At 48.2% G+C, this 20,250-nt stretch carries 18 protein-coding genes; 13 read left to right on the top strand and 5 right to left on the bottom strand.

All coding sequences use genetic code 11. The annotated features are described in order from the left end of the window. Positions 1 to 127: 127 nt before the first annotated feature. The 8 genes from AB447_RS09310 to AB447_RS09275 all read left to right on the top strand — a co-directional run bounded on the left by AB447_RS09310 (position 128) and on the right by AB447_RS09275 (position 11,024). Positions 128 to 856: a response regulator transcription factor gene (locus AB447_RS09310; protein WP_048353262.1), complete on the top strand. Its 729-nt coding sequence runs from the start codon at positions 128 to 130 to the stop codon at positions 854 to 856. After that, on the top strand, positions 853 to 2,598 hold the full coding sequence (locus AB447_RS09305; RefSeq protein ID WP_048353261.1) for a sensor histidine kinase: 1,746 nt from the start codon (positions 853 to 855) through the stop codon (positions 2,596 to 2,598). The genes AB447_RS09310 and AB447_RS09305 overlap by 4 nt, the downstream gene beginning before the upstream one ends. 169 nt (positions 2,599 to 2,767) lie before the next feature. Continuing rightward, positions 2,768 to 4,189, top strand: a complete 1,422-nt coding sequence (gene uxaC, locus AB447_RS09300; protein WP_048406922.1) for a glucuronate isomerase — start codon at positions 2,768 to 2,770, stop codon at positions 4,187 to 4,189. Positions 4,190 to 4,217: 28 nt separating this feature from the next. Further along, on the top strand, positions 4,218 to 5,606 hold the full coding sequence (locus tag AB447_RS09295) for a glycoside-pentoside-hexuronide (GPH):cation symporter (protein WP_057957532.1): 1,389 nt from the start codon (positions 4,218 to 4,220) through the stop codon (positions 5,604 to 5,606). 79 nt (positions 5,607 to 5,685) lie between these two features. Then, the gene (locus AB447_RS09290) at positions 5,686 to 6,684 is read left to right on the top strand and encodes a LacI family DNA-binding transcriptional regulator (RefSeq protein WP_048353260.1); all 999 of its coding nucleotides are present in this window, start codon (positions 5,686 to 5,688) and stop codon (positions 6,682 to 6,684) included. A gap of 58 nt (positions 6,685 to 6,742) precedes the next feature. Further along, positions 6,743 to 8,212 carry a tagaturonate reductase gene (locus AB447_RS09285; protein ID WP_057957531.1) on the top strand — a complete coding sequence of 490 codons (1,470 nt, stop codon included), beginning with the start codon at positions 6,743 to 6,745 and terminating at the stop codon, positions 8,210 to 8,212. Then, complete coding sequence (locus AB447_RS09280; RefSeq protein WP_048353259.1) at positions 8,209 to 9,699, top strand: UxaA family hydrolase; 1,491 nt, start codon at positions 8,209 to 8,211, stop codon at positions 9,697 to 9,699. The genes AB447_RS09285 and AB447_RS09280 overlap by 4 nt, the downstream gene beginning before the upstream one ends. An 11-nt stretch (positions 9,700 to 9,710) precedes the next feature. Then, positions 9,711 to 11,024, top strand: coding sequence for a glycoside hydrolase family 28 protein (locus AB447_RS09275; protein ID WP_411801423.1), 1,314 nt, complete (start codon positions 9,711 to 9,713; stop codon positions 11,022 to 11,024). Between the two features lie 33 nt (positions 11,025 to 11,057). Here AB447_RS09275 and AB447_RS09270 read toward each other — a convergent pair whose 3' ends face one another. After that, positions 11,058 to 11,948 (bottom strand): LysR family transcriptional regulator, encoded by an 891-nt coding sequence (locus tag AB447_RS09270; RefSeq protein WP_048353258.1) that lies wholly within the window; start codon positions 11,946 to 11,948, stop codon positions 11,058 to 11,060. Positions 11,949 to 12,086: 138 nt separating this feature from the next. On the opposite strand from AB447_RS09270, the gene AB447_RS09265 reads away from it, so the two are divergent. Further along, positions 12,087 to 12,770: an MOSC domain-containing protein gene (locus tag AB447_RS09265; protein WP_048353257.1), complete on the top strand. Its 684-nt coding sequence runs from the start codon at positions 12,087 to 12,089 to the stop codon at positions 12,768 to 12,770. A 62-nt stretch (positions 12,771 to 12,832) separates the two neighbouring features. Here the strand turns inward: AB447_RS09265 and AB447_RS09260 are convergent, their stop codons facing one another. Beyond that, on the bottom strand, positions 12,833 to 13,624 hold the full coding sequence (locus AB447_RS09260) for an SDR family NAD(P)-dependent oxidoreductase (protein WP_057957530.1): 792 nt from the start codon (positions 13,622 to 13,624) through the stop codon (positions 12,833 to 12,835). Positions 13,625 to 14,331: 707 nt separating this feature from the next. Between AB447_RS09260 and AB447_RS09255 the strand changes: the two genes are divergently transcribed. Genes AB447_RS09255 through AB447_RS09240 form a run of 4 tightly spaced genes read left to right on the top strand, consistent with a single transcriptional unit; the run spans position 14,332 to position 18,280 of the window. Then, the gene (locus AB447_RS09255) at positions 14,332 to 15,285 is read left to right on the top strand and encodes an ABC transporter substrate-binding protein (RefSeq protein WP_048353256.1); all 954 of its coding nucleotides are present in this window, start codon (positions 14,332 to 14,334) and stop codon (positions 15,283 to 15,285) included. Next, positions 15,248 to 16,297 (top strand): FecCD family ABC transporter permease, encoded by a 1,050-nt coding sequence (locus AB447_RS09250; protein ID WP_048353255.1) that lies wholly within the window; start codon positions 15,248 to 15,250, stop codon positions 16,295 to 16,297. The genes AB447_RS09255 and AB447_RS09250 overlap by 38 nt, the downstream gene beginning before the upstream one ends. A gap of 1 nt (position 16,298) precedes the next feature. Then, positions 16,299 to 17,705 (top strand): ABC transporter ATP-binding protein, encoded by a 1,407-nt coding sequence (locus tag AB447_RS09245; RefSeq protein WP_048406927.1) that lies wholly within the window; start codon positions 16,299 to 16,301, stop codon positions 17,703 to 17,705. Next, positions 17,702 to 18,280, top strand: a complete 579-nt coding sequence (locus tag AB447_RS09240; protein ID WP_048353254.1) for a cob(I)yrinic acid a,c-diamide adenosyltransferase — start codon at positions 17,702 to 17,704, stop codon at positions 18,278 to 18,280. Before AB447_RS09245 ends, AB447_RS09240 begins: the two co-directional genes overlap by 4 nt. A 325-nt stretch (positions 18,281 to 18,605) precedes the next feature. Here the strand turns inward: AB447_RS09240 and AB447_RS27495 are convergent, their stop codons facing one another. From AB447_RS27495 to AB447_RS09230, 3 genes are read right to left on the bottom strand one after another with little or no spacing between them, the layout of a single operon-like run. Beyond that, the gene (locus tag AB447_RS27495; RefSeq protein WP_411801425.1) at positions 18,606 to 18,806 is read right to left on the bottom strand and encodes a T9SS type A sorting domain-containing protein; all 201 of its coding nucleotides are present in this window, start codon (positions 18,804 to 18,806) and stop codon (positions 18,606 to 18,608) included. Between the two features lie 36 nt (positions 18,807 to 18,842). Next, positions 18,843 to 19,865 carry a glycosyltransferase family 4 protein gene (locus AB447_RS09235; RefSeq protein WP_411801424.1) on the bottom strand — a complete coding sequence of 341 codons (1,023 nt, stop codon included), beginning with the start codon at positions 19,863 to 19,865 and terminating at the stop codon, positions 18,843 to 18,845. Positions 19,866 to 19,886: 21 nt separating this feature from the next. After that, positions 19,887 to 20,102 carry a hypothetical protein gene (locus AB447_RS09230; RefSeq protein ID WP_048353253.1) on the bottom strand — a complete coding sequence of 72 codons (216 nt, stop codon included), beginning with the start codon at positions 20,100 to 20,102 and terminating at the stop codon, positions 19,887 to 19,889. Positions 20,103 to 20,250: the final 148 nt, after the last annotated feature.

Below are 20,250 nucleotides of genomic sequence, written 5' to 3'. Positions count from 1 at the left end.
TTTTTCTTTTTTTAAAAAGAAAATTTCTAAATTTTACTTTAAAATCCGAAAACGGCAGCCGATACACCTAAGATAGATGTTAAGATGAGGATATAAAACATGATGCTGACAGAAAGGAAAGAAGAAAGTGGAGAATGCAACGATTTTGATTGTGGATGATGAGGACGCCATTGTCCAAATGGTAAAGCGCGTCCTTACAAAAGAAGGCTTTACAGAAGTCCTGACTGCAAACAGCGCCGAAGAGGCCCTTGATCTCGTCAAAAAAGAGACTGTACATTTGATTCTTCTCGATGTCATGATGCCGGGGCAGACCGGATTTGATGTATCACCTGAGCTCCGGCGGCATACAAACGCCCCGATCTTTTTTCTCACGGCGAAGACGTCGGACCTTGATAAGCTGTCGGGCTTTGCATACGGGGCGGATGACTACATAACGAAACCGTTTAATCCGCTCGAATTAATCGCGAGAATCAAAGCTCATTTAAAGCGGACATACATACAAAAGGAAGTCGCGGCCGCGGCGGCAACGTCTTCATACGAATATGAACGCTTCACGTTTCATCCGGATTTCGCTGAGCTGATTGTCGACGGCGAGGCTGTCAGCTGTTCGGCGCAGCTGCTTCAGCTCCTCCAATACTTTTGCGACCATCCGAACAGGGTGCTTTCAAAGGATCAGATCTATGAGAAGGTGTGGGGGGTCCCGTCTTACGGCGACAGCAACACCGTCATGGTCCATATCCGAAAGCTGAGGGAAAAAATCGAAAGAGACCCGAGCAATCCCGAATACATCGTAACGATACGGGGCTTGGGGTACAAATTCATTCCGAACCAGTCAAGAAAAGAGAGTGAAGGATGAGGCTCAGGGGAAAATTAGTTCTGCATTTTACCAGCCAGATTTTTCTGATATTAATGCTGGTCATCGCCGTCCTGTCCCTGTCCTTTATTTTTTTCGCGCTGCGCCTGAGCGAAAGCGAAGCAGATGCAGGTTTGGCGAAAGCCACTTCAGACACGTTTGAAACTTGGGTCACCATTGATTACGATAACAATTGGCACATTGATGACACATTAAAAGCGGCTGTCGATAAGCAGCGGGGCTGGCTGCAAATACTAAATGAGAAAGAAAAGACGGTGTATTCCTACCATCTTCCCCGGGAGATCCAAAGGGAGTACCATAAGGAAGACCTCGTAACGGCTTTTGCCCAAAAAAAGATCAACAAGTACCAAGTCAATTTTTGGTCTGCCAATTTAAATGAGAAGGATTATGTCATTCTCTTCGGCTGGGAGTCGAAAAGCGACACGATTCTGAGCTATTTGGAGAAGGAGGAAAAAAATCCTTCATCCCTTTCCTCCTATAAAAAAAGCACGCTCGATTTCATCAAGAAAAACAAAGGGTCCGTTTATTTGTTTAATGAAAAAGGGAAGCTTTTACAATCGATTTTCTCGGATATCGACTACAGCAAAGGTATCACTGAATTAGAGCTTTTGAAGTATCAATCAAAGCCGTGGAACTACGAACATGAATTTTCGTACAGGCGTCTGAGCGCTACGGAGTGGCTGATCGCGGCCACGCCGAATCCGATTTATAATCCGGACCATGAGTTTAACCGGTCGATAATCGGCCTTGCCTTAAAAATCATCGTCCTGATGATCGGCATCCTGCTCTTTTCAATTACGATCATGACCCTGTGGTACTCTTTCCGGTTCGGCATGCCGATCATCCATTCAATTAAATGGGTCGTCAACCTCTCAAAAGGGCGGTTTGAAGAGCCGAAAAACCGCAAAGGCCTGCCGAGAAGCCGCAATAAAAAAGGGAAAAGAAAGCAGCCGTACCGCTTGTTTAACGAAGTATTCGAATCGATGGAGCAGCTGACGGAAACGTTGAAGAAAGATGAGCAGGACCGGAAAAAAATCCAGGCAACAAGAGAGGAATGGATTGCCGGGCTTTCCCATGATTTAAAAACGCCGCTCAGCACGATCTATGGGTACAGCATGATGCTCGAATCCCCAAATTATGAATGGTCAAAAGAAGAAATTTCCGAAATCGGCCAGGTCATGAAAGAAAAGTCGGATTACATGTCACAGCTGATTGAAGATTTGAATTTAACATACAGGCTCAAAAACGGCGCGCTCCCGATCAAGCGGGAAACGGTCAGGCTTGTGCCGTTTTTAAAAAAGGTTGTCGAAGAATTTAAGCGCTACCCGTTTTCAGAGGGTTATCAGGTCTCCTTTGAATCTCAATTAGAAGATACCAAGTTTTCGATTGACAAAGGCTGGTTCAGAAGGATTTTGGAAAACCTGCTGGCCAATGCGGTCAAACACAATGAAAAAGGCACCGAGATCAAAGTCATTCTTGAAGAAACAAAACAGCACATCGTTCTTAAAATTGCCGACAACGGCAGGGGCATGGACTCTGAAACCGTCTCTAAATTATTCAACCGCTATTACAGGGGGACGCATACGAAAGATTCGACAGAAGGAAGCGGACTCGGCCTCGCGATTTCGCTCGAGCTCGTCCATCTTCATGACGGATGCATCGAAGTCGACAGCCGGACGGGACACGGGACCGAGATTACGATGGAATTTAAGAAAAAGCAATAAAAGAAAGGGGCTGCCGGCTTTAACCGTGCAGCTTCTTTCTTATGCGCTGAGAAAATTATGGAAAAATAGAAGCGGCTGGTATAAAATAAGATTGAATGTTAACGTTCACATTTTTGGTGCATCATTTTGTTAACGTTAACAAAAAACGATTAAAGGAAGGTGAAGAACAGTGAAAGCGTTTCTGGCCGACGATTTTCTTTTAACAAACGATACGGCGGCAAAGCTGTATCACGAGTATGCCAAAGGAATGCCGATCATCGATTACCACTGTCACTTAAGTCCGAAGGAGATCTTTGAAAACAAAACCTTCAAAAATATCACCGAGGCGTGGCTGTACGGCGACCATTACAAATGGAGGGCGATGCGGGCGAACGGCATAGCCGAGGAGTACATTACAGGGAACGCGTCTGATGAAGAAAAATTCAATGCCTGGGCCAAGACCGTGCCGATGACGATCGGCAATCCGCTTTATCATTGGACTCATTTGGAGCTGCGGAGGTTTTTCGGCGTTTATGAGCTGCTTGACGAAAAGAGCGCACCCGCGATTTGGAGCAATGTAAACGAACAGCTAAACGGAGCAGGCTTCGGTGCAAGAGACCTGATCGAAAAATCCAACGTTGAAACCGTCGTGACGACAGATGATCCGACTGACAGCCTGGAATACCATTTAAAGCTGAAGAACGATGACTTTCGTGTAAGCGTTTTACCTGGATTCAGGCCCGATAAAGCGCTGGAAATCAATCAGGAAGGCTTTACAGGCTGGGTGGAAAAGCTCGAAGAAGCAAGCGGCATTGCGATCAGCGGATACGCCGATTTTTTGGAAGCGCTTAAAAATCGGATTGAGTTTTTCCATGAAGCAGGAGGCCGGATCTCAGACCATGCCATCAACCAAATGACATATACGGATACAGACGAAAAAGAAGTGCGGCCGATTTTTGCTAAAGCGATGAACGGCGAAACGGTCACGCCTGAAGAGGAAACGGCATTCAAGTCGTTCACCCTCCATGTACTCGGGGCTTGTTACGCGGAAAAAGGCTGGGCGATGCAGCTGCATATTAACGCTTTGCGAAACAACAGCAGCAAAATGTACGCGCGGCTCGGGCCTGATACGGGGTATGACGCCATCAATGATCAGGATATCGCAAAGCCTTTGTGCCGGTTTCTCGATTCTCTCGACAGAATAGACGCGCTCCCGAAAACGATTCTTTATTCGTTAAATCCACGCGACAATGTCGTGATTTCAAGCCTCGCAGGAAGCTTTCAGGACGGAAGGGTACCGGGGAAAATACAGCACGGGACGGCATGGTGGTTCAACGATACGAAAGACGGCATGCATGAACAAATGAAATCGCTCGCAAATATAGGGCTGTTAAGCCGTTTTATCGGCATGCTGACGGATTCGCGAAGTTTTCTTTCCTACACGAGGCACGAATATTTCAGGCGTCTGCTCTGCGATGTGATCGGCGGATGGGCGGAAAACGGCGAAGCGCCGGATGATCTCGAACTGCTCGGACGAATCGTGAAAGGAATCAGCTATGAAAATGCAAAGCAATATTTTCAGTTTGAGGTGAAAGATCGCTTGAAAGCTTAAAAAATGATTGCAGAGGAGCTGCTTTCCCATGGAAATATCGACAGACAAACAGACTGAAACGGTCGTCGCAACTGACGAGAAATTAAGTTTAAAAGAAAAGATTTCTTATGGTTTTGGAGATTTTGGGAATGGGTTCATGTTTGACCTCGGACAGCTTTATCTATTGAAATTTTTTACCGATGTTGCCGGGATTCCGGCGGCCGCGGCCGGAGGCATCTTTCTTGTGAGCAAGCTTTTTGCCGCTGTCGTCGATCCGATTGTCGGGACATCGATCGATTACAGGAAGCGTATCGGACCGAAAGGGAAATTCAGGCCGTATTTATTGTACGGCAGCATCGTGCTCGCCATATTGACGGTTCTGACATTTATTTCGCCAAACCTTTCGCCGACAGGCAAATTAATATATGCGTATGCCTCATACATGATCTGGGGCCTCGGCTATTCATTCGTCAACATTCCGTACGGCTCGCTCGGCGCCGCTATGACGCAAAACGCGGTTGAAAGAACATCGCTAGCATCCTTCCGGCAGGCCGGTTCGCTCGGCGCGCTATTCGTAACAAGTATTGTCGTCATTCCGTTGATCGTCAGATTTGACAATCCGGTGATTGCCTATCCGGTCGTCATGGGGCTGATGTCGATGCTCGGCGTGCTGTTTTTCTACATCTGCTACCGGAACTGCAAGGAACGGATTATCGTCAAGGATCAAAAATATAAAGAGGAAAAAGTGACGATCAAGGCCATTTCAAGAACGTTTTTTACAAATAAACCGCTGCTGACGCTTATATTGATGACGGTTTTCACGATTTCCGCGTACAACCTTAAATCTGCGATGCTGGTTTATTTCGCCCAGTATAACCTCGGAAATGCCGAGCTGATGGCATCGATGAACTTCATTATCATCGGTTCTTCCTTTGTGGGGGTCCTTATGCTGCCGAAGCTTGTCAAAATGTTCGGCAAAAAGAAAACCGCGATTCTCGGTCTTGGGGTTTCCGTAGTAGCCGACATCATCAACTTTACCATGCCGAGCAATGTCTTTTTATTTACGATTCTCGCAAGCATCGCATTTATCGGAATCAGCATCCCGAACGGGGTCACTTGGGCATTTGTATCGGATGCGATCGATTATGGAGAATGGAGCACAGGGGAGCGGAAAGAAGGCACTGTTTATTCATTGTTCAATTTCTCAAGAAAGCTTGCCCAGTCGCTTTCAGGTTTCTTGTCGGGGATCGGGCTCAGCATCGTCGGCTATGTCCCAAATGTTGCCCAAAAAGCCGGTACGCTTCTCGGCATTAAAGCGATTCTGCTTTTGTATCCGGCGGTGGCGTTGTCTCTCGCCATGCTTGTTCTCGGCTATTTATACCGCCTGACAGACAAGAAGCATGCCGAAATGGTAGCTGACTTAAACTCGAGATCATAAGGGTAATTCCCTCTGATAAGCGCTCATAATATGATAAACTGATGGTATCAACAGCAGGGAAAAAGGCAGGTTGAAGTAAATGTCAGTAACGATTAAAGATATTGCCAGGCTGGCGAATGTATCGCACACCACAGTATCCAGAGCGCTTAATAACAGTCCGCTGATTAAAGAAAAAACGAAACAGAAAATACTCGACATCGCAGCCGAAATGAATTATAAACCGAATTTTAACGCGAAAAGCCTTGTGACGCAAAAAACGTTTACGGTCGGCCTGTTTTTAACAAGTCTGACGGACGGAACATCCTCTAGCTTTTTTGCCGATGTTCTGCGCGGCGTCAACAATGTGATAGATGAGCACTATAATATGTTCGTCAGGGGGATTGATGATTATCATGATTTGTCATCCATTCACCGCAACCGCTATGACGGGATCATCTTAATCAGCCAAAGCGAACGGGATCAGGCGTTTATTGATCATGTGTCAGATCAGAATATTCCAATTGTCGTTCTGAACAGAAAAATTGAGGGGCAGTCCGTGATCAATATTTTGGCCAATGAAAATGAGGGGGCATATCTCGCGGCTTGCCATTTTATCGAAAACGGCCATAAGCGCATTGCGATGGTTCAGGGAAAAGAGGGTTTTAAATCCTCGCATGAAAGACTTGAAGGCTTTCTCCATGCGCTTCGTACGCACGATCTGCCGATTCACAACGAATATCTCGTTCGTGGGGACTATACGATGAAAAGCGGCTATAGCGCGGTTGAAACGCTCCTGACACTGGAGAATCCTCCGACTGCTTTGTTTTGTGCAAATGATGATATGGCGATTGGAGCCATGAACGCGCTTTATGCAAACGGAAAGCGGTGTCCCGACGATATGTCGATCATCGGTTTTGATGATATCGGTTTTTCCGCATTTACGACACCATCTTTGACAACCGTTAAAAAACCGACCGAAAAAATCAGCATGCTGGGAGCGGAAAGCCTGTTGTCGCTCATCGAACATCCGGAGACGAAAGGCAGACAGTCGCTGATCAGCACGGAATTGATCATCCGGAATTCCGTCCGGAGATTATAGCATCATATTGATGCGCATAAAAATGTGAACGTGTGCAATTGAAAGAGGAGGGATGAAAGTGGAACGGCTATCCAAAAAAATAAAGCCTAAGCCGTCATACCCCGAACGGATTTTGCAGATCGGGGAAGGAAATTTTATGAGAGGTTTCATAGACTGGCAGATTCATAAATTGAATGAAGAGACGGATTTTAAAGGCAGCGCCGTCGTCGTTTCCCCGCGCCGCGGTTCGGTGGTGCATGCCATTAATGAACAGGACGGTCTTTATACGCTTTACCTTGAAGGCTTCCAAGAGGGAAGGGAGGTCCGCGACTCGGTTGTCATCGGGTCGATCAGCAGAGGCATCAGCAGCTATGATCAATATGATGAATTTATGGCTGTCGCCGATCAGCCGGAACTGAGATTCATCTTTTCGAATACGACAGAAGCCGGGATCGTGTTCATAGAGAAGGACCGGCTCAGCGACAGGCCGCAGGAAAGCTTTCCGGGAAAGCTGACAGCCCTGTTATACAGGAGATATCAAACCTTTCACGGAAGCGAAGAGAAGGGCGTTGTGATTCTGCCCTGCGAGCTGATTGAGGACAACGGGGAAAAGCTCAAAGACATCGTTTTGCAGTATGCCGATTTGTGGAAGCTTGAGAAAGGATTCATCGATTGGCTCGAGAATGCAAATGTGTTTTGCAATACGCTGGTCGACAGAATTGTGCCGGGCTTTCCGAAAGATAAAGTCCTCGAGCTGGAGAAGGCTGCCGGCTACCGCGATTCCTTGATCGTGACAGGAGAGCCGTACCACTTGTTTGTCATCGACGGGCCGGATTGGCTTCAAGAAGAGCTGCCATTTCAAAAGGCGGGGCTGAATGTACTGTTTGTCAATGATGTGAGGCCGTACAGGGAGAGGAAGGTAAGGATTTTAAACGGCGCACATACGGCGATGACGCCTGTCGCTTATTTGACGGGGCATGATACCGTACAAGAAGCTGCCACAGATGAGCTTGTCGGACAATTTGTCAAAGATCTGCTCAAGTACGAGGTGATCCCGACGATTGATCTGCCTGAGAACCAATTGCAGACCTATATGGAAGAGATTCTTGACAGGTTCAGAAATCCGTTTATCCGCCATCAATTGCTCGATATTTCCTTGAATTCGTTCGCGAAATTCAAAGTCAGAAACTTGCCGGTCATCATGGAGCATCTCAATAAAAACGGCAAGCTTCCCGAAAGAACCGTCTTTGCTCTAAGCTCGCTGATTTGCTTTTACAAAGGCAAGCGCGGCCATTCGGATATTCCTTTGGCAGATGATCCGGAGACGCTGTCTTTTCTGAAGATGATCTGGACGGATGAAACAGACGCCGCAGAAATCGCGCGCCGCGTCCTTGGATCTGAAAAGCTGTGGGGGCAAGATTTGAACGAATGGCCGGACTTAGCGGCAAGGGTGGCACAGCATATAGAAGACATCGAGCAGAACGGCACGGCCGAATCGCTCAAAAAACTGATGAACAGCCAAGGGCTAAAACTGGGGGTCCTATCATGAAAGACTTCCTGATCATCAATCCGTCAGATAACGTCGGCATCGCATTAAGGGATTTACAGGCAGGTGAAACGATCACCGCGGGAGATCAGACGATCCAAATTAAAGGCCCGGTTATTAAAGGGCACAAATTTGCTTTGACAGACATTGCCGAAAATGAAAACGTCATCAAATACGGTTTTCCGATCGGGCATGCCACAGAACCGATCGAAAAGGGTGAATGGGTGCATACAAACAATACGAAAACAAATCTGGGCGGTGTCGAAGAGTACAGCTATCAGCCAAAGTTTACGGAAAATCCGTACAGAAAAGAGCCGCTCACCTTTAAAGGCTTTAAACGAAAAGACGGCAGCACGGGCATCAGAAACGAACTTTGGATCGTGCCGACGGTCGGCTGCGTAAACGGAGTCGCTGAGCTGATCATCAAGGAGTTTACAGCTGAGATCGGGGATATTGCGCCATTTGAAAGCGTGCACGTGCTGAAGCATCAATACGGCTGTTCACAGCTCGGCGATGACCATATCAATACGAGGACGATTCTCTCCAATGCCGTGAAGCATCCGAATGCGGGCGGTGTGCTTGTGCTCGGCCTCGGCTGTGAAAACAACGGCATTCACGAATTTCGCGAAGCGCTCGGGGACTATGATGAAGACCGCGTAAAATTTCTTCTTTCTCAGGAGGTTGCAGACGAAGTCGCTGAAGGTGTGAAGCTGTTGAAAGACATATATGAACATGCAAAATCCGACCGCCGTGAGGATGTTCCGCTTTCAGAACTAAAAATCGGGCTGAAATGCGGCGGTTCTGACGGTTTTTCCGGCATTACCGCGAATCCGCTGCTCGGGCGTCTGTCCGATTTTCTGATCGCACAAGGCGGGACGGCGGTCTTGACCGAGGTTCCGGAAATGTTCGGGGCGGAGACGCTTTTGATGGAACGGGCTGAAAACGAAGAGGTCTTTCATAAGATCGTCCGCTTGATCAACGACTTCAAGCAATATTTCATTGATCACCGGCAGCCGGTGTATGAAAATCCGTCTCCCGGAAATAAAGCAGGCGGCATTACCACATTGGAGGATAAATCGCTCGGCTGTACGCAAAAAGCCGGAACATCAAAGGTAACAGATGTGCTTGAATATGGGGAACTCTTAAGGAAAAAAGGGCTGAATTTGCTGAGCGCGCCAGGCAACGACCTTGTCGCTTCATCGGCGCTTGCCGCTTCAGGATGCCAAATCGTCCTGTTTACGACGGGCCGGGGCACGCCTTTTGGCACCTTCGTACCGACGATGAAAATCTCGACGAACACGAATATATATGAGACAAAGCCCCACTGGATCGATTTTAATGCGGGCCGGGTGCTCGAAGACCTTTCTGAAGAAGAGATGCTGAGGGAGCTGATCGCGTACTTGCTCGAAGCGGCAAGCGGAAAACAGCTCAGCAATGAAAAAAACGGTTTCAGAGAACTTGCGATCTTTAAAACAGGCGTCACACTGTAAGGGGGATGTTCATGTTGACTCTGAAGGAAAAGAAAAAGGACATTGTAAATCGTATTACACTTCCCGTTTTCCCGGACCGCTCGTTTGATGTCACAGCGTTCGGGGCCGACGGAAACGGAGAGGCGGATTCAACGTCCGCTTTTCAGCAGGCGATTGATGAAGCGCACCGAAGCGGAGGCGGAAGGGTGACCGTTCCGAAAGGCGTCTTTCTGACCGGGGCACTAAAGCTCAAAAGCAATGTGGAATTGCATGTAAAAAAGGATGCGGTCATCGCATTCAGCAGGAATCCCGACGATTATCTGCCGGCTGTCTTGACGAGGTTTGAAGGTGTTGAGCTCTACAATTACTCACCGCTGATCTATGCTTACGAAGCCGAGAATATTGCGATCACCGGAGGCGGAACGCTGGACGGCCGGGCTGATGACGCACACTGGTGGCCGTGGAAACGGGGGACAAACGGCCAGCCGTCGCAGGAAAACGACCGTGACGCGCTCTTTGAGATGGCGGAACGAAATGTCCCGGTTGATGAGCGCCGCTTCGGAAAAGGCCATTATTTGCGCCCGAATTTCATCCAGCCGTACCGCTGCAAAAAAGTCCTGATTCAAGGCGTAACCGTGATGAATTCGCCGATGTGGCAAATTCATCCGGTGCTGTGCGAGTCTGTGACGATAGACGGAGTCAAGGTGATCGGACACGGCCCGAATACGGACGGAGTCGATCCCGAATCGTGCAAAAACGTGATCATTAAAAATTGTCAATTTGACAATGGTGATGACTGCATTGCCGTCAAATCGGGAAGAAACGCCGACGGCCGGAGGATCAACGTACCTTCAGAAAACATCGTCATCGAAAACAATGACATGAAAGACGGGCACGGCGGCGTCACGGTCGGCAGCGAAATTTCCGGAGGCGTGAACAACGTATTTGCAGAAGGCAACCGCATGGACAGCCCGAACCTTGACAGAGCCCTTCGCATTAAAACCAATTCCGTCCGGGGCGGCGTGCTGGAGAATATTTATTTTTACGACAATGTCGTAAAAAGCCTGAAACGGGAAGTCATCGCCATTGATATGGAATACGAAGAAGGGGATGCGGGAGAATTCAAGCCCGTCGTCCGCAACATTGAAGTCGATCGGCTGAAAAGCACGGGCGGGCAATACGGGATCAGGGTGTTGGCATATGATCACTCGCCTGTAACGGGACTGAAGGTAACCGATTCGGAGATTAATGGCGTTGCCGTACCGATGGAGCTGAAAAATGTGAAAGACCCCGTTTTTTCAAATCTGTATATTAACGGCAAGCGCTATGATTCACATGAAAAATAAACAGAAGAAATCCTCTGCTGCCGGCAGAGGATTTTAATTTTCGCTTTTTACAGAGGATATTAACCGTTCCATAAACACCCGGCTTGCGGCGCACAAATGCTTGTTTTTACGGTAAACGACGGCAATCTCTGTCGTCAGATCAGGCCTTTGAATCGGGATCGTCTGAATGGACTGATCGCCGATACAATCAAGGTAGCCCTTTGGCAGAATGGTGGCGCCGATCCCTTTAGCGACCATGTTCGTGATCGATTCCATCGTCGTCATTTCCATGACCGGCCGCGGCTCAAATCCCAGAGTTCGGCACTTGTCGTTGATCAGCTGCCGCAAAACATACGTGTCAGGCAATAAAATGGACGGGACTTCTTTTAAAACGTCAAGCGTCACAAATGGCTGTTCTACAAGCGGATGATCAATCGGCGCTGCGAGGGCGAGATGCTGAGTTAAGAAAGGAACCGTTTCCAGATCATCGTGTTCCATCGGCTGGGCGACAATGCCTAAATCGAGCTCATTTTGCAGCAGCCGCTCGTAAATGTCTCCGGTTCTGAGGCCCAAAATCGATAATTCGATATTGGGATAGCTGCGGTGAAATTCGATGACAGTGTCAGGAAGCAAGTAATTTACAACTGTCAAAAGCGCACCGATCTTTAACGATCCCCTTTTTAAACCTTGCAGTTCGCTGATAGCCGCGCGCGCCTGTGACAGCTCATGAAAGATATGATAGCAATGCTCCAGCAGTATGTTCCCCGCGTCTGTCATGGCGGTCCGTTTTCCGACGCGGTCAAACAAAGGCGTTCCGATTTCGTGCTCAAGCAAACGGATTTGCTGGCTCAGCGAGGGCTGGGCGATGCCCAGCTTTTCGGCCGCGCGGGTAAAATGAAGCTCCTGACATAAGGTCATGAAATACTCCAATTGTTTTAGCTCCAATCATCTTGCCTCCCTAAAAAATCGTCTTATCGGTATTAATCATAGGATAATCCTATCATTTTTAAATTGTTTAATGAGAAGGCTGCGATTATACTTACATATCAAGAGGCAAACGTTGAATACAAGAGGTGATTTCTAATGGGACGTGCAGACATCCTTTCGATCAATGTTGGGAAACCAAAGCAGATTCGGTTTAAACACAGGGATGTATCTACCGGAATATTCAAGACCCCTGCAGAAGAACCGGTTTTTCTGTCATGGGCGAATTTCGACGGAGACGGGCAGGCTGATCTTGTTCATCATGGAGGCAGGGAAAAAGCGGTATGCGTTTATCCGTATGAACATTATCCGTTTTGGGAAAACGAACTGCAAAGAAAATTGGAATTTGGTGCGCTTGGAGAAAATATAACAATCAGGGGGCTGTTGGAGACCGATGTTCATATCGGCGATGTTTTTCAGCTCGGCGAAGCGATTGTCCAGGTCAGCCAGCCGCGGCAGCCCTGCTATAAATTAACCGTAAGATACGGTGTGCCCGATATGTTACTGAAGGTTCAAGATACAGGCTTTACGGGCTTTTATTTTCGCGTACTGAAAGAAGGGCATGTGTGCAAGACGGACGGCTTGAAACGAATCTCGCGCCATCCGAAAGCCGTGACGATTTCTTACGCAAATCGCATGAAGCATCATGAGAAGGATAATATCGACGGCATTAAAAAGCTTCTTGAGGTCGAAGAGCTGTCGGAAAATTGGCGCGCTTCATTTCTGAAACGCCTTGACGGCATTGAGCCGGATCATCAGGAAAGACTGACAGGCAATCTGTGAGCAACCGCTCCGGCGTTGGCAGTTCAGCAAAAAATCCTCTGCTGATAAGCAGAGGATTTCTGTTAAATGGAGCGGATAATGCCGCCTTCCACCCGTTGAGCCGAGCCGTTGATCGCCGCCGCTTTTTCTGAAGCGAGATAAACGATCGTGCTGGCGACTTCCTCCGGCTTTGCGTAACGCTGAATTAAAGAAGTCGGCTCATTCACTTTAAAGTAATCTTTGACAAATGTGTCTAAATCGGTATTTTCCGCTGCGGCTGCCCCCTTCATATAATTGGCGACGCCTTCGGTCCACGTTGGTCCCGGAAGAACCGAATTTACGGTCACATTCGTTCCTTTCGTCATTTCCGCCAGACCTCTTGATAAGCTGATCAACGACGTTTTTGTCATGGAATAAGGAATCATTTGCGGAAGCGGCTTGATGCCGGCTTCACTCGCCAGATTCAAAATCCTTCCGGCGTTTTTCTTCAGCATTTTCGGCAGGAAGGCGCGGCAGAGGCGGATGGCGCTTAACACGTTCACCTCAAAGTACTTGAGCCATTCCTCATCCGTGACGTCCGCAAAATCTTTCACTTCAAAGAATCCCATATTGTTGACGAGGATATCAAGCTCACCGATCTGCTCTGTTTTTTCAATCAGTGCCCTGCTTTGTTCAGGATCTGACAAATCCGCGGCGATTCCGTAGACGGTTCCGCGTTTGGAAAGCTCGTCAGCGACTGCCTGAACCTTTTCCTCAGTGCGCCCGTTTACGATCACCCGGGCGCCCTCCGCCAAAAAGGCTTCAGCTGCAGCTTTTCCGATGCCTGCAGTAGATCCTGTAACGAGAACGAGTTTGTTTTGCAGCTGTAAATCCATATAAAATCAATCCTTGTTTTTAAAAATCTAAGATGAAAAAACATCCATTCTCAAGTATAGCGCAGTCATGCGCAATCGTCGAAAAACCTGCTTGACATGTCTATTTTCTCTTTCTTTCAGCCATTTATGAGTGTCTTTCAGCGGACGGAGCCGATTTCTTCTCATGATTTGGAATCGTTCCTTTCAAACGATTCCGAATCATTTACCAAGCTCCCGGGCCGATTGCAGTTTCGGTGCGGCGGACTGGTTGAGAAACGCGTATTTCATCCGCTTGACATGCAGCTGTAAAACGGGATGACCGGATTTTTAGCCACGTCTGTAATCAGGCTGTGAAAATGACCTCTGCAATTGATTGGACGCTTTTTCTTTTGCAGAAAGTCTGATTTGCGGAGTGAATCGGCATACAATCCTCCTTTTTCTAAATGGAATATATCGAAAATGCTTCGATGAAAACAACGTTTTTCCCTTGAAAATCTCCTTTCTGAGAATCTCATATACAAGCCTGAACCGACTATAGTATAATAATTCCGAAAATAGGATACGAATGAGTCAGAAAGGTGACGGCCCATGCTCAGCCGCTGGATTTGCGGGTGAAGCGGATGCGGAAATTGCGGATCTCGCCAGCCCTGATGACGACACGCGTATTTTGTGAGGACACACTTTACACGAGCAGAGGTATTTTTATTTTATCCCAAGGAGGAAACAGCATGAAGAAACTAGCGGGTTTGCTGCTTTCACTGCTTTTGGCCGTCGGCGTCCTTGCCGGCTGCGGATCAGCGAAAGCCCCGGAAGAACCGCAGAATAAACAGGAAAAAACGGCTGAAGCATTTCCGGTCACAATGAAGGATGCTTCAGGACAGGAAATCAAAATCGAAAAGGAACCGAAGAGGATCGTCTCTTTGATGCCGAGCAATACAGAGATTACATACGCTCTCGGCTTGGGCAAAAAAGTGGTCGGCGTGACGAAAAATGATACATATCCAGAGGAAGTAAAAAAGGTTGAGCAAGTAGGAGATATGAATTTTAGTGTTGAAAAAGTCATCGCTTTAAAACCTGATTTGGTGCTGGCCCACGCTTCAGCCATGCAGAGCGCTGAGGAAGGATTAAAGCAGCTGCGGGATGCCGGGATTACGGTCGTTACGGTCAATGATGCGGCATCTTTTAAAGAAACCTATCAATCGATCGAAATGATCGGAAAGGCAACGGGTGCGAACCGGAAGGCTGAAGAGCTTGTGAAGAGCATGAAATCAGATCTTGCGGCAATGAAAGAAAAAGCTGAAAGCATACCTGAAAAAGAGGAGAAAACGGTGTTTGTTGAGGTGTCTCCCGCTCCTGACGTCTATACGACCGGAAAGGGCACCTTCATGAATGAAATGCTAGAAGCCATCCATGCGAAAAACGCTGCTTCTGCACAGGAAGGATGGGTCAAGATGACAGAGGAGTCGGTCATCAAGCTGAATCCCGATGCGATCGTGACGACAAACGGCCCATCGTCTGTCAAAGATATCAAAAAACGGAGCGGCTGGAGCGGCATAAAAGCCGTCAAAAATCTTGAAGTATACGACGTGGACCCCGATCTTGTGACCCGGCCGGGGCCTCGGTTGATCAAAGGGGTCGAGGAGCTTGCGGAAAAGATTTATCCTGACGTATTTAAGAAATAGCCGTCCGGCTGCATATATCATAAGCCTGGCATTTCTAACGTTCTCTATTCTTATGGGAATCTCTATCGGATCTTTGGAGATTCCCATTCCTTCTATTATCAAGGTTTTTTTGCAATTCGGCTTTCACGGAATCAAGACCGACCCGATGCAGGCGAACATCATCATGAACATCAGGCTGCCGAGAGTGATTTTGGCCGCGCTCGTCGGTGCGGCGCTGGCTGCGGCTGGAGCGGCGTTTCAGGGACTGTTGAAAAATCCGCTTGCAGATCCTTACACACTCGGCGTCTCTTCAGGAGCGGCGGTCGGAGCCGTTGTCACCCTGTTTTTCGGCATCCAGCTGCCCGTAATCGGCGGCTTTACGCTGCCGCTCCTCAGCATAGCGGCAGCCGTCGCTGTGATGTTTATGGTCCTGTTTTTTGCCAGGCTTGTCCATCCCTCGCTGCCGCTGTCTGCGCTCATTTTGACGGGAATTATTTTCAGCTCGTTTTTGGGTGCGCTTATTTCTTTAATGATCGCGCTGACGGGGGATGATCTAAAGCCGATTGTCGGGTGGCTGCTCGGGAGCGTGTCGATGAGGGGCTGGAGCTATATTGGTCTGTTTCTTCCCTTTTTGATATGCGGAACAGCAGGGCTGTTGCTGAATGCAAGGGAATTAAACGTGATGACATACGGGGAGGAAAAAGCAAGGCTGCTCGGCGTCAATATTGGGAAACGAAAAATCGCGGTCCTCGTGTCAGGCTCAATTTTGACGGGAGCGGCTGTCGCCGTCTCAGGCACGATCGGCTTTGTCGGACTCGTTGTCCCGCACATGATCCGGCTGCTGTGGGGAACTGATCACAGGCATTTGCTGCCGCTCTCCATTTTAAACGGCGCCGGCTTTCTCGTGCTTGCCGATTTGACCGCGCGCACGATTATCGAGCCATCTGAACTGCCGATCGGGATTATCACAGCCTTAATAGGAGCGCCGGTGTTCGGAGCCATTTTGATTCGCCGGCAGCGCGGAGGTATGTAACATGCTGGATGTTCGCAATCTTTCAGGAGGATACGGCCGCAAAGCCGTCGTAAAACGTGTCGATTTTTCGGTAGCGAAAGGAGAATTTTTCGGGATACTCGGCCCGAACGGCAGCGGAAAAACGACGCTTTTGCATTTGATCAACGGAACGCTTAAGCCGTCGGCGGGTTCTGTCCATTTGGCCGGGAAACCGCTCGAGTCGTACCCGCCGAAGGCGCAGGCAAGGATGATGGCTTCGCTCCCTCAAAAAACGGATCAGGCTTTTTCTTTCACCGTCAAAGAGACCGTTTTGTTCGGACGATACCCTTATCAAAAAGGCTTATTCAGGCAATCTGACGAACGTGATCAACAGATCGCAGACCAAATGATGAAGGAGACCGGCGTGCTCCGTTTTGCCGGCCAATCGATTCATGAACTGAGCGGGGGAGAGCAGCAGCGTGTCTACCTGGCCCAGTCTTTAGCCCAGGAACCTGAACTTCTTCTGCTTGATGAACCGACTAATTTTCTCGATCTTTCCTATCAAAAACAGCTTCTCGATCTGATCAAGTCCCTGACTGTTGAGAAGGGGCTTACGGTCATCGGCATATTTCATGATTTGAATTTGGCCAGCCTTTACTGCGACCGGCTGCTGATGATGAAAAACGGTGAAATAAAAGCGTTGGATGTTCCGGAACGGGTGATTCGGGAACAAACGGTCAATGATGTGTATGAAACGGCCGTCAGCCATTTGATTCACCCGCACAGGCCAAATCCGCAAATCGCAATTGAGCCGCAGCGAGCCGGAAAAACGAAGCGGGCGGTTCCGTTTTCCGAGCTTTTTGAACTAAGTTCTGACGGCTTCTTTTTGCAGACGGATCAACCGCTTCGCACCGTGTCATCATCGCTTGTCGGAGCCGGCATCGGCTGGAAACGGACGTTTATCAGCCGTCATGTGCCGAAAGAGGAGCAACCTGATCAATCGCCTGCTGAATTGGAGCGGTTTCTCGCCGGAAAGGGGATCAGCCCTCATGCCTGCTGTGCTGCGGTGACTTCAGCAAAGCCTGAAAACACGGTGTTCCGGACGTTTTCGGAAGGAGGCGTCTCTCTTTTTGCGGTTGCTGCAGCGTCTTCGGACCGGCCGGAAGACGTCAGCGTATGGGTGATGGTCAATGGCAGGCTGACGGAGAAAGCCTTCATCCAGGCCTTGTTGACAGCGTCTGAAGCAAAGGCTGAAGCGTGTTTGGCTGAACGGGCAGACGGCGCTGAAACATTAGGAAACGATCTGCAGGAAGAGGCTGTGCTGATTGCCGCAGACGGGAGCGGGCTTGAGTTTGACAGCGCACTAAAAGCGTCTCCGCTCGGCGCTTTGATCAGCCGGAGCGTCTATGAGTGCACGGGGGAAGCGATCAGAAAGGGGAATGAACGATGAAGCTGTACACGAAAACGGGCGATAAAGGGAAAACGCATGTGATCGGCGGGCGCGTTGATAAAGACGATGTCCGTGTCCAATGCTACGGGACTGTTGATGAACTGAACAGCTTTATCGGCCTCGCGCTTGCTGAGCTTGGCGATGAACGCTTCAGCGATATCGGAAGCGAGCTTTTAAAAATTCAGCATGAGCTGTTTGACTGCGGCGGCGATTTGGCTTACGTTTCGCCGAATGGGGAAAAGAAGCTAAAGGAAGAAGCGGTTGCGTTTTTAGAGGAACGGATTGATGTCTACAGTGATGAAGCGCCTGAGCTGGAAAAATTCATCCTTCCCGGCGGCTCAAAAGCGGCGGCATATTTGCATGTCGCCAGAACCGTTGCACGACGGGCCGAGCGGCTGGCTGTCGCGCTGATGAAAACGGCCGACATGCGCGAGACGCCGCTCCGCTATTTAAACAGATTATCGGATTATTTGTTTGCCGCAGCCAGAGTCGTCAATTTCAGGCTGGATATCAAAGATGTCGAATATGAAAGAAGCGCGATCGTTTTCAAAGGGTCCGGGAAACGAAAGCAATAAGGAGCCGATGATCCAGCCTTATAGCGGGATCATCGGCTTTTTCTTTTTTTAATGGCTCTGTTAAAGGGAAATGTTAATATTTGATACCTCCATAAAATGCTTTTAAGGATTTAATTGACCTTGATCAATTTAATGTTGCTTATTATAAGTCAGAGTATGAAGAAGTCTATTTTATCCATTCAAAAAAACAAGGTATTAAATTGTAAAGTTTAACTAATGAAAGTGGTGCAGGGAATCCTTTAAAATCACGGGTTCCCCATAATTTAACTAATTATCAACAATCTTTGTCTTCCTTATAGAGATAAACGGCAGACTTGCTCTCAGCTTAACCGCGTCCGACGGAAACCATTTGATTGCCGAATGACTCAAGAGTGCTTTTCAATACATAGCTTCCGGCCGGCAGGTGCTGAAACTCATAAGATCCTCCCGAATCAACTGCTTTTGTTTGCAGTAAAACACCTGACAAATCATATACATGAATGTAATGTTTCTGTCTCCCAAGCTCACTGTTGAGGGACGGCGGAATTTCTCCCGATAAGATAAAACCGGGCTGATCAGTCTTTCACGGATCGATTTGATTGAGGATTTCCAGATCCGGATCTGGCCCGGCTGAAAAATGATGGGATAAGCGTTTTTGTGCTGTGCACTGCTGATAGAGCCTTTCTAACATGTCCAGGTGAAAGCGGATGTCCCGATGGTTCATTGCCTTATCAAGTGCTCGTCTCCCCAATTGTAAACGGATCGCATCATCGTCCAGCAACAGGCGAAGCTTTTCTGCGAGCGCTTCACTATCAGCAGGAGGAATGAGCATGCCGTCAGCACCGTCGCTGATGATCTCTTTTATGCCGCCTGCATTTGCGGCCAAGATCGGTTTTGCGGAAAACTGCCCTTCAAGGATAACGAGCGGGAAAGTGTCGTGCAGTGAAGGCAAAACAATGATATCACTGTGATTCATGAGATGAGGGATGTCATGCCGTTTGCCGAGAAAGGAAATGGCTGAAGCGACTCCAAGCTCACCGGCTAATTGCTCCAATGCTTTCTGCTCCGGTCCCTCTCCTGCCAAAAGATAGTGAAAATCTTCCCGTTCCCGGTGCAGTTTAGAGAGTGCTTCAATCAGGTAGCGATGTCCTTTTACAGGTACAAGGCGAGCGGGACACAAGATGATTTTTGGAATTTGATGACGATCTTTTTTTGAGGAGTTTTTTTCGCTTTGGACAAATGGCTCTTTTACGATTCCGTATGGAATGACTTGAATGTTGGGCGGTGATACGCCGATTTGAATCAGCTGATTTTTCAGCCATTGACATGGAACGGCAACACTGTCTCCTGAAATAGCGCCCAAGTATTCTTCAATTTTAATATACTGCTGTTCACTTCTCGTTTTATCGTAAAATTCCCTTGTCACTTTTGCTTCATGATACTTAAAATTATGAAGCGATACGATCAGCGGCGTGCCCGGGGGCTTGGAACGCGACATAGCTCTTGCCGTCATAAAATCGTGGCAATGAATCAGATCGTAGCCGTTTAAATCAAGCTGCTTAATGGCAAGCTCCAGACTGTATCGCTCCATCTCCCTCCAATAGATCCAGAGCGGATATTTTGCCGTCTAGGTTGGTTGATAGCGGCGGATCAGCTCACATTTTAGGCTGTATTTATCAGCTGTCTGCTGATTGTCGATTTGAATGTTCAGCCATTTTTTATCGTGTGACAATAAGTTAACAGTGTGTCCTTTAGCTTCTAAACTTTTTTTCAAAATATCAATATAGCTGGACGGGCCGTTTGTGTGTGGAGAGTACCGATAATAGGCCATCAATATTTTCATATATTTTCTCCTGCCTGTTGTTAAACTTAAAGGAATTCAATCTCTTAGCATTCATTGTATGTCCGGGAATGAAAAAAGTACGCAGATAAACGAGAAGGTTTTAAAGGGGCAAAAATCATTGATGGATGCTGTATGAGGCGGCTATTCT

Origin of the sequence: Bacillus glycinifermentans (assembly GCF_001042475.2) — a bacterium.
Taxonomy (GTDB): domain Bacteria; phylum Bacillota; class Bacilli; order Bacillales; family Bacillaceae; genus Bacillus; species Bacillus glycinifermentans.
The sequence above is the reverse complement of the archived record's forward strand: the minus strand, read 5'-3'. Positions and strand labels throughout refer to the sequence as shown.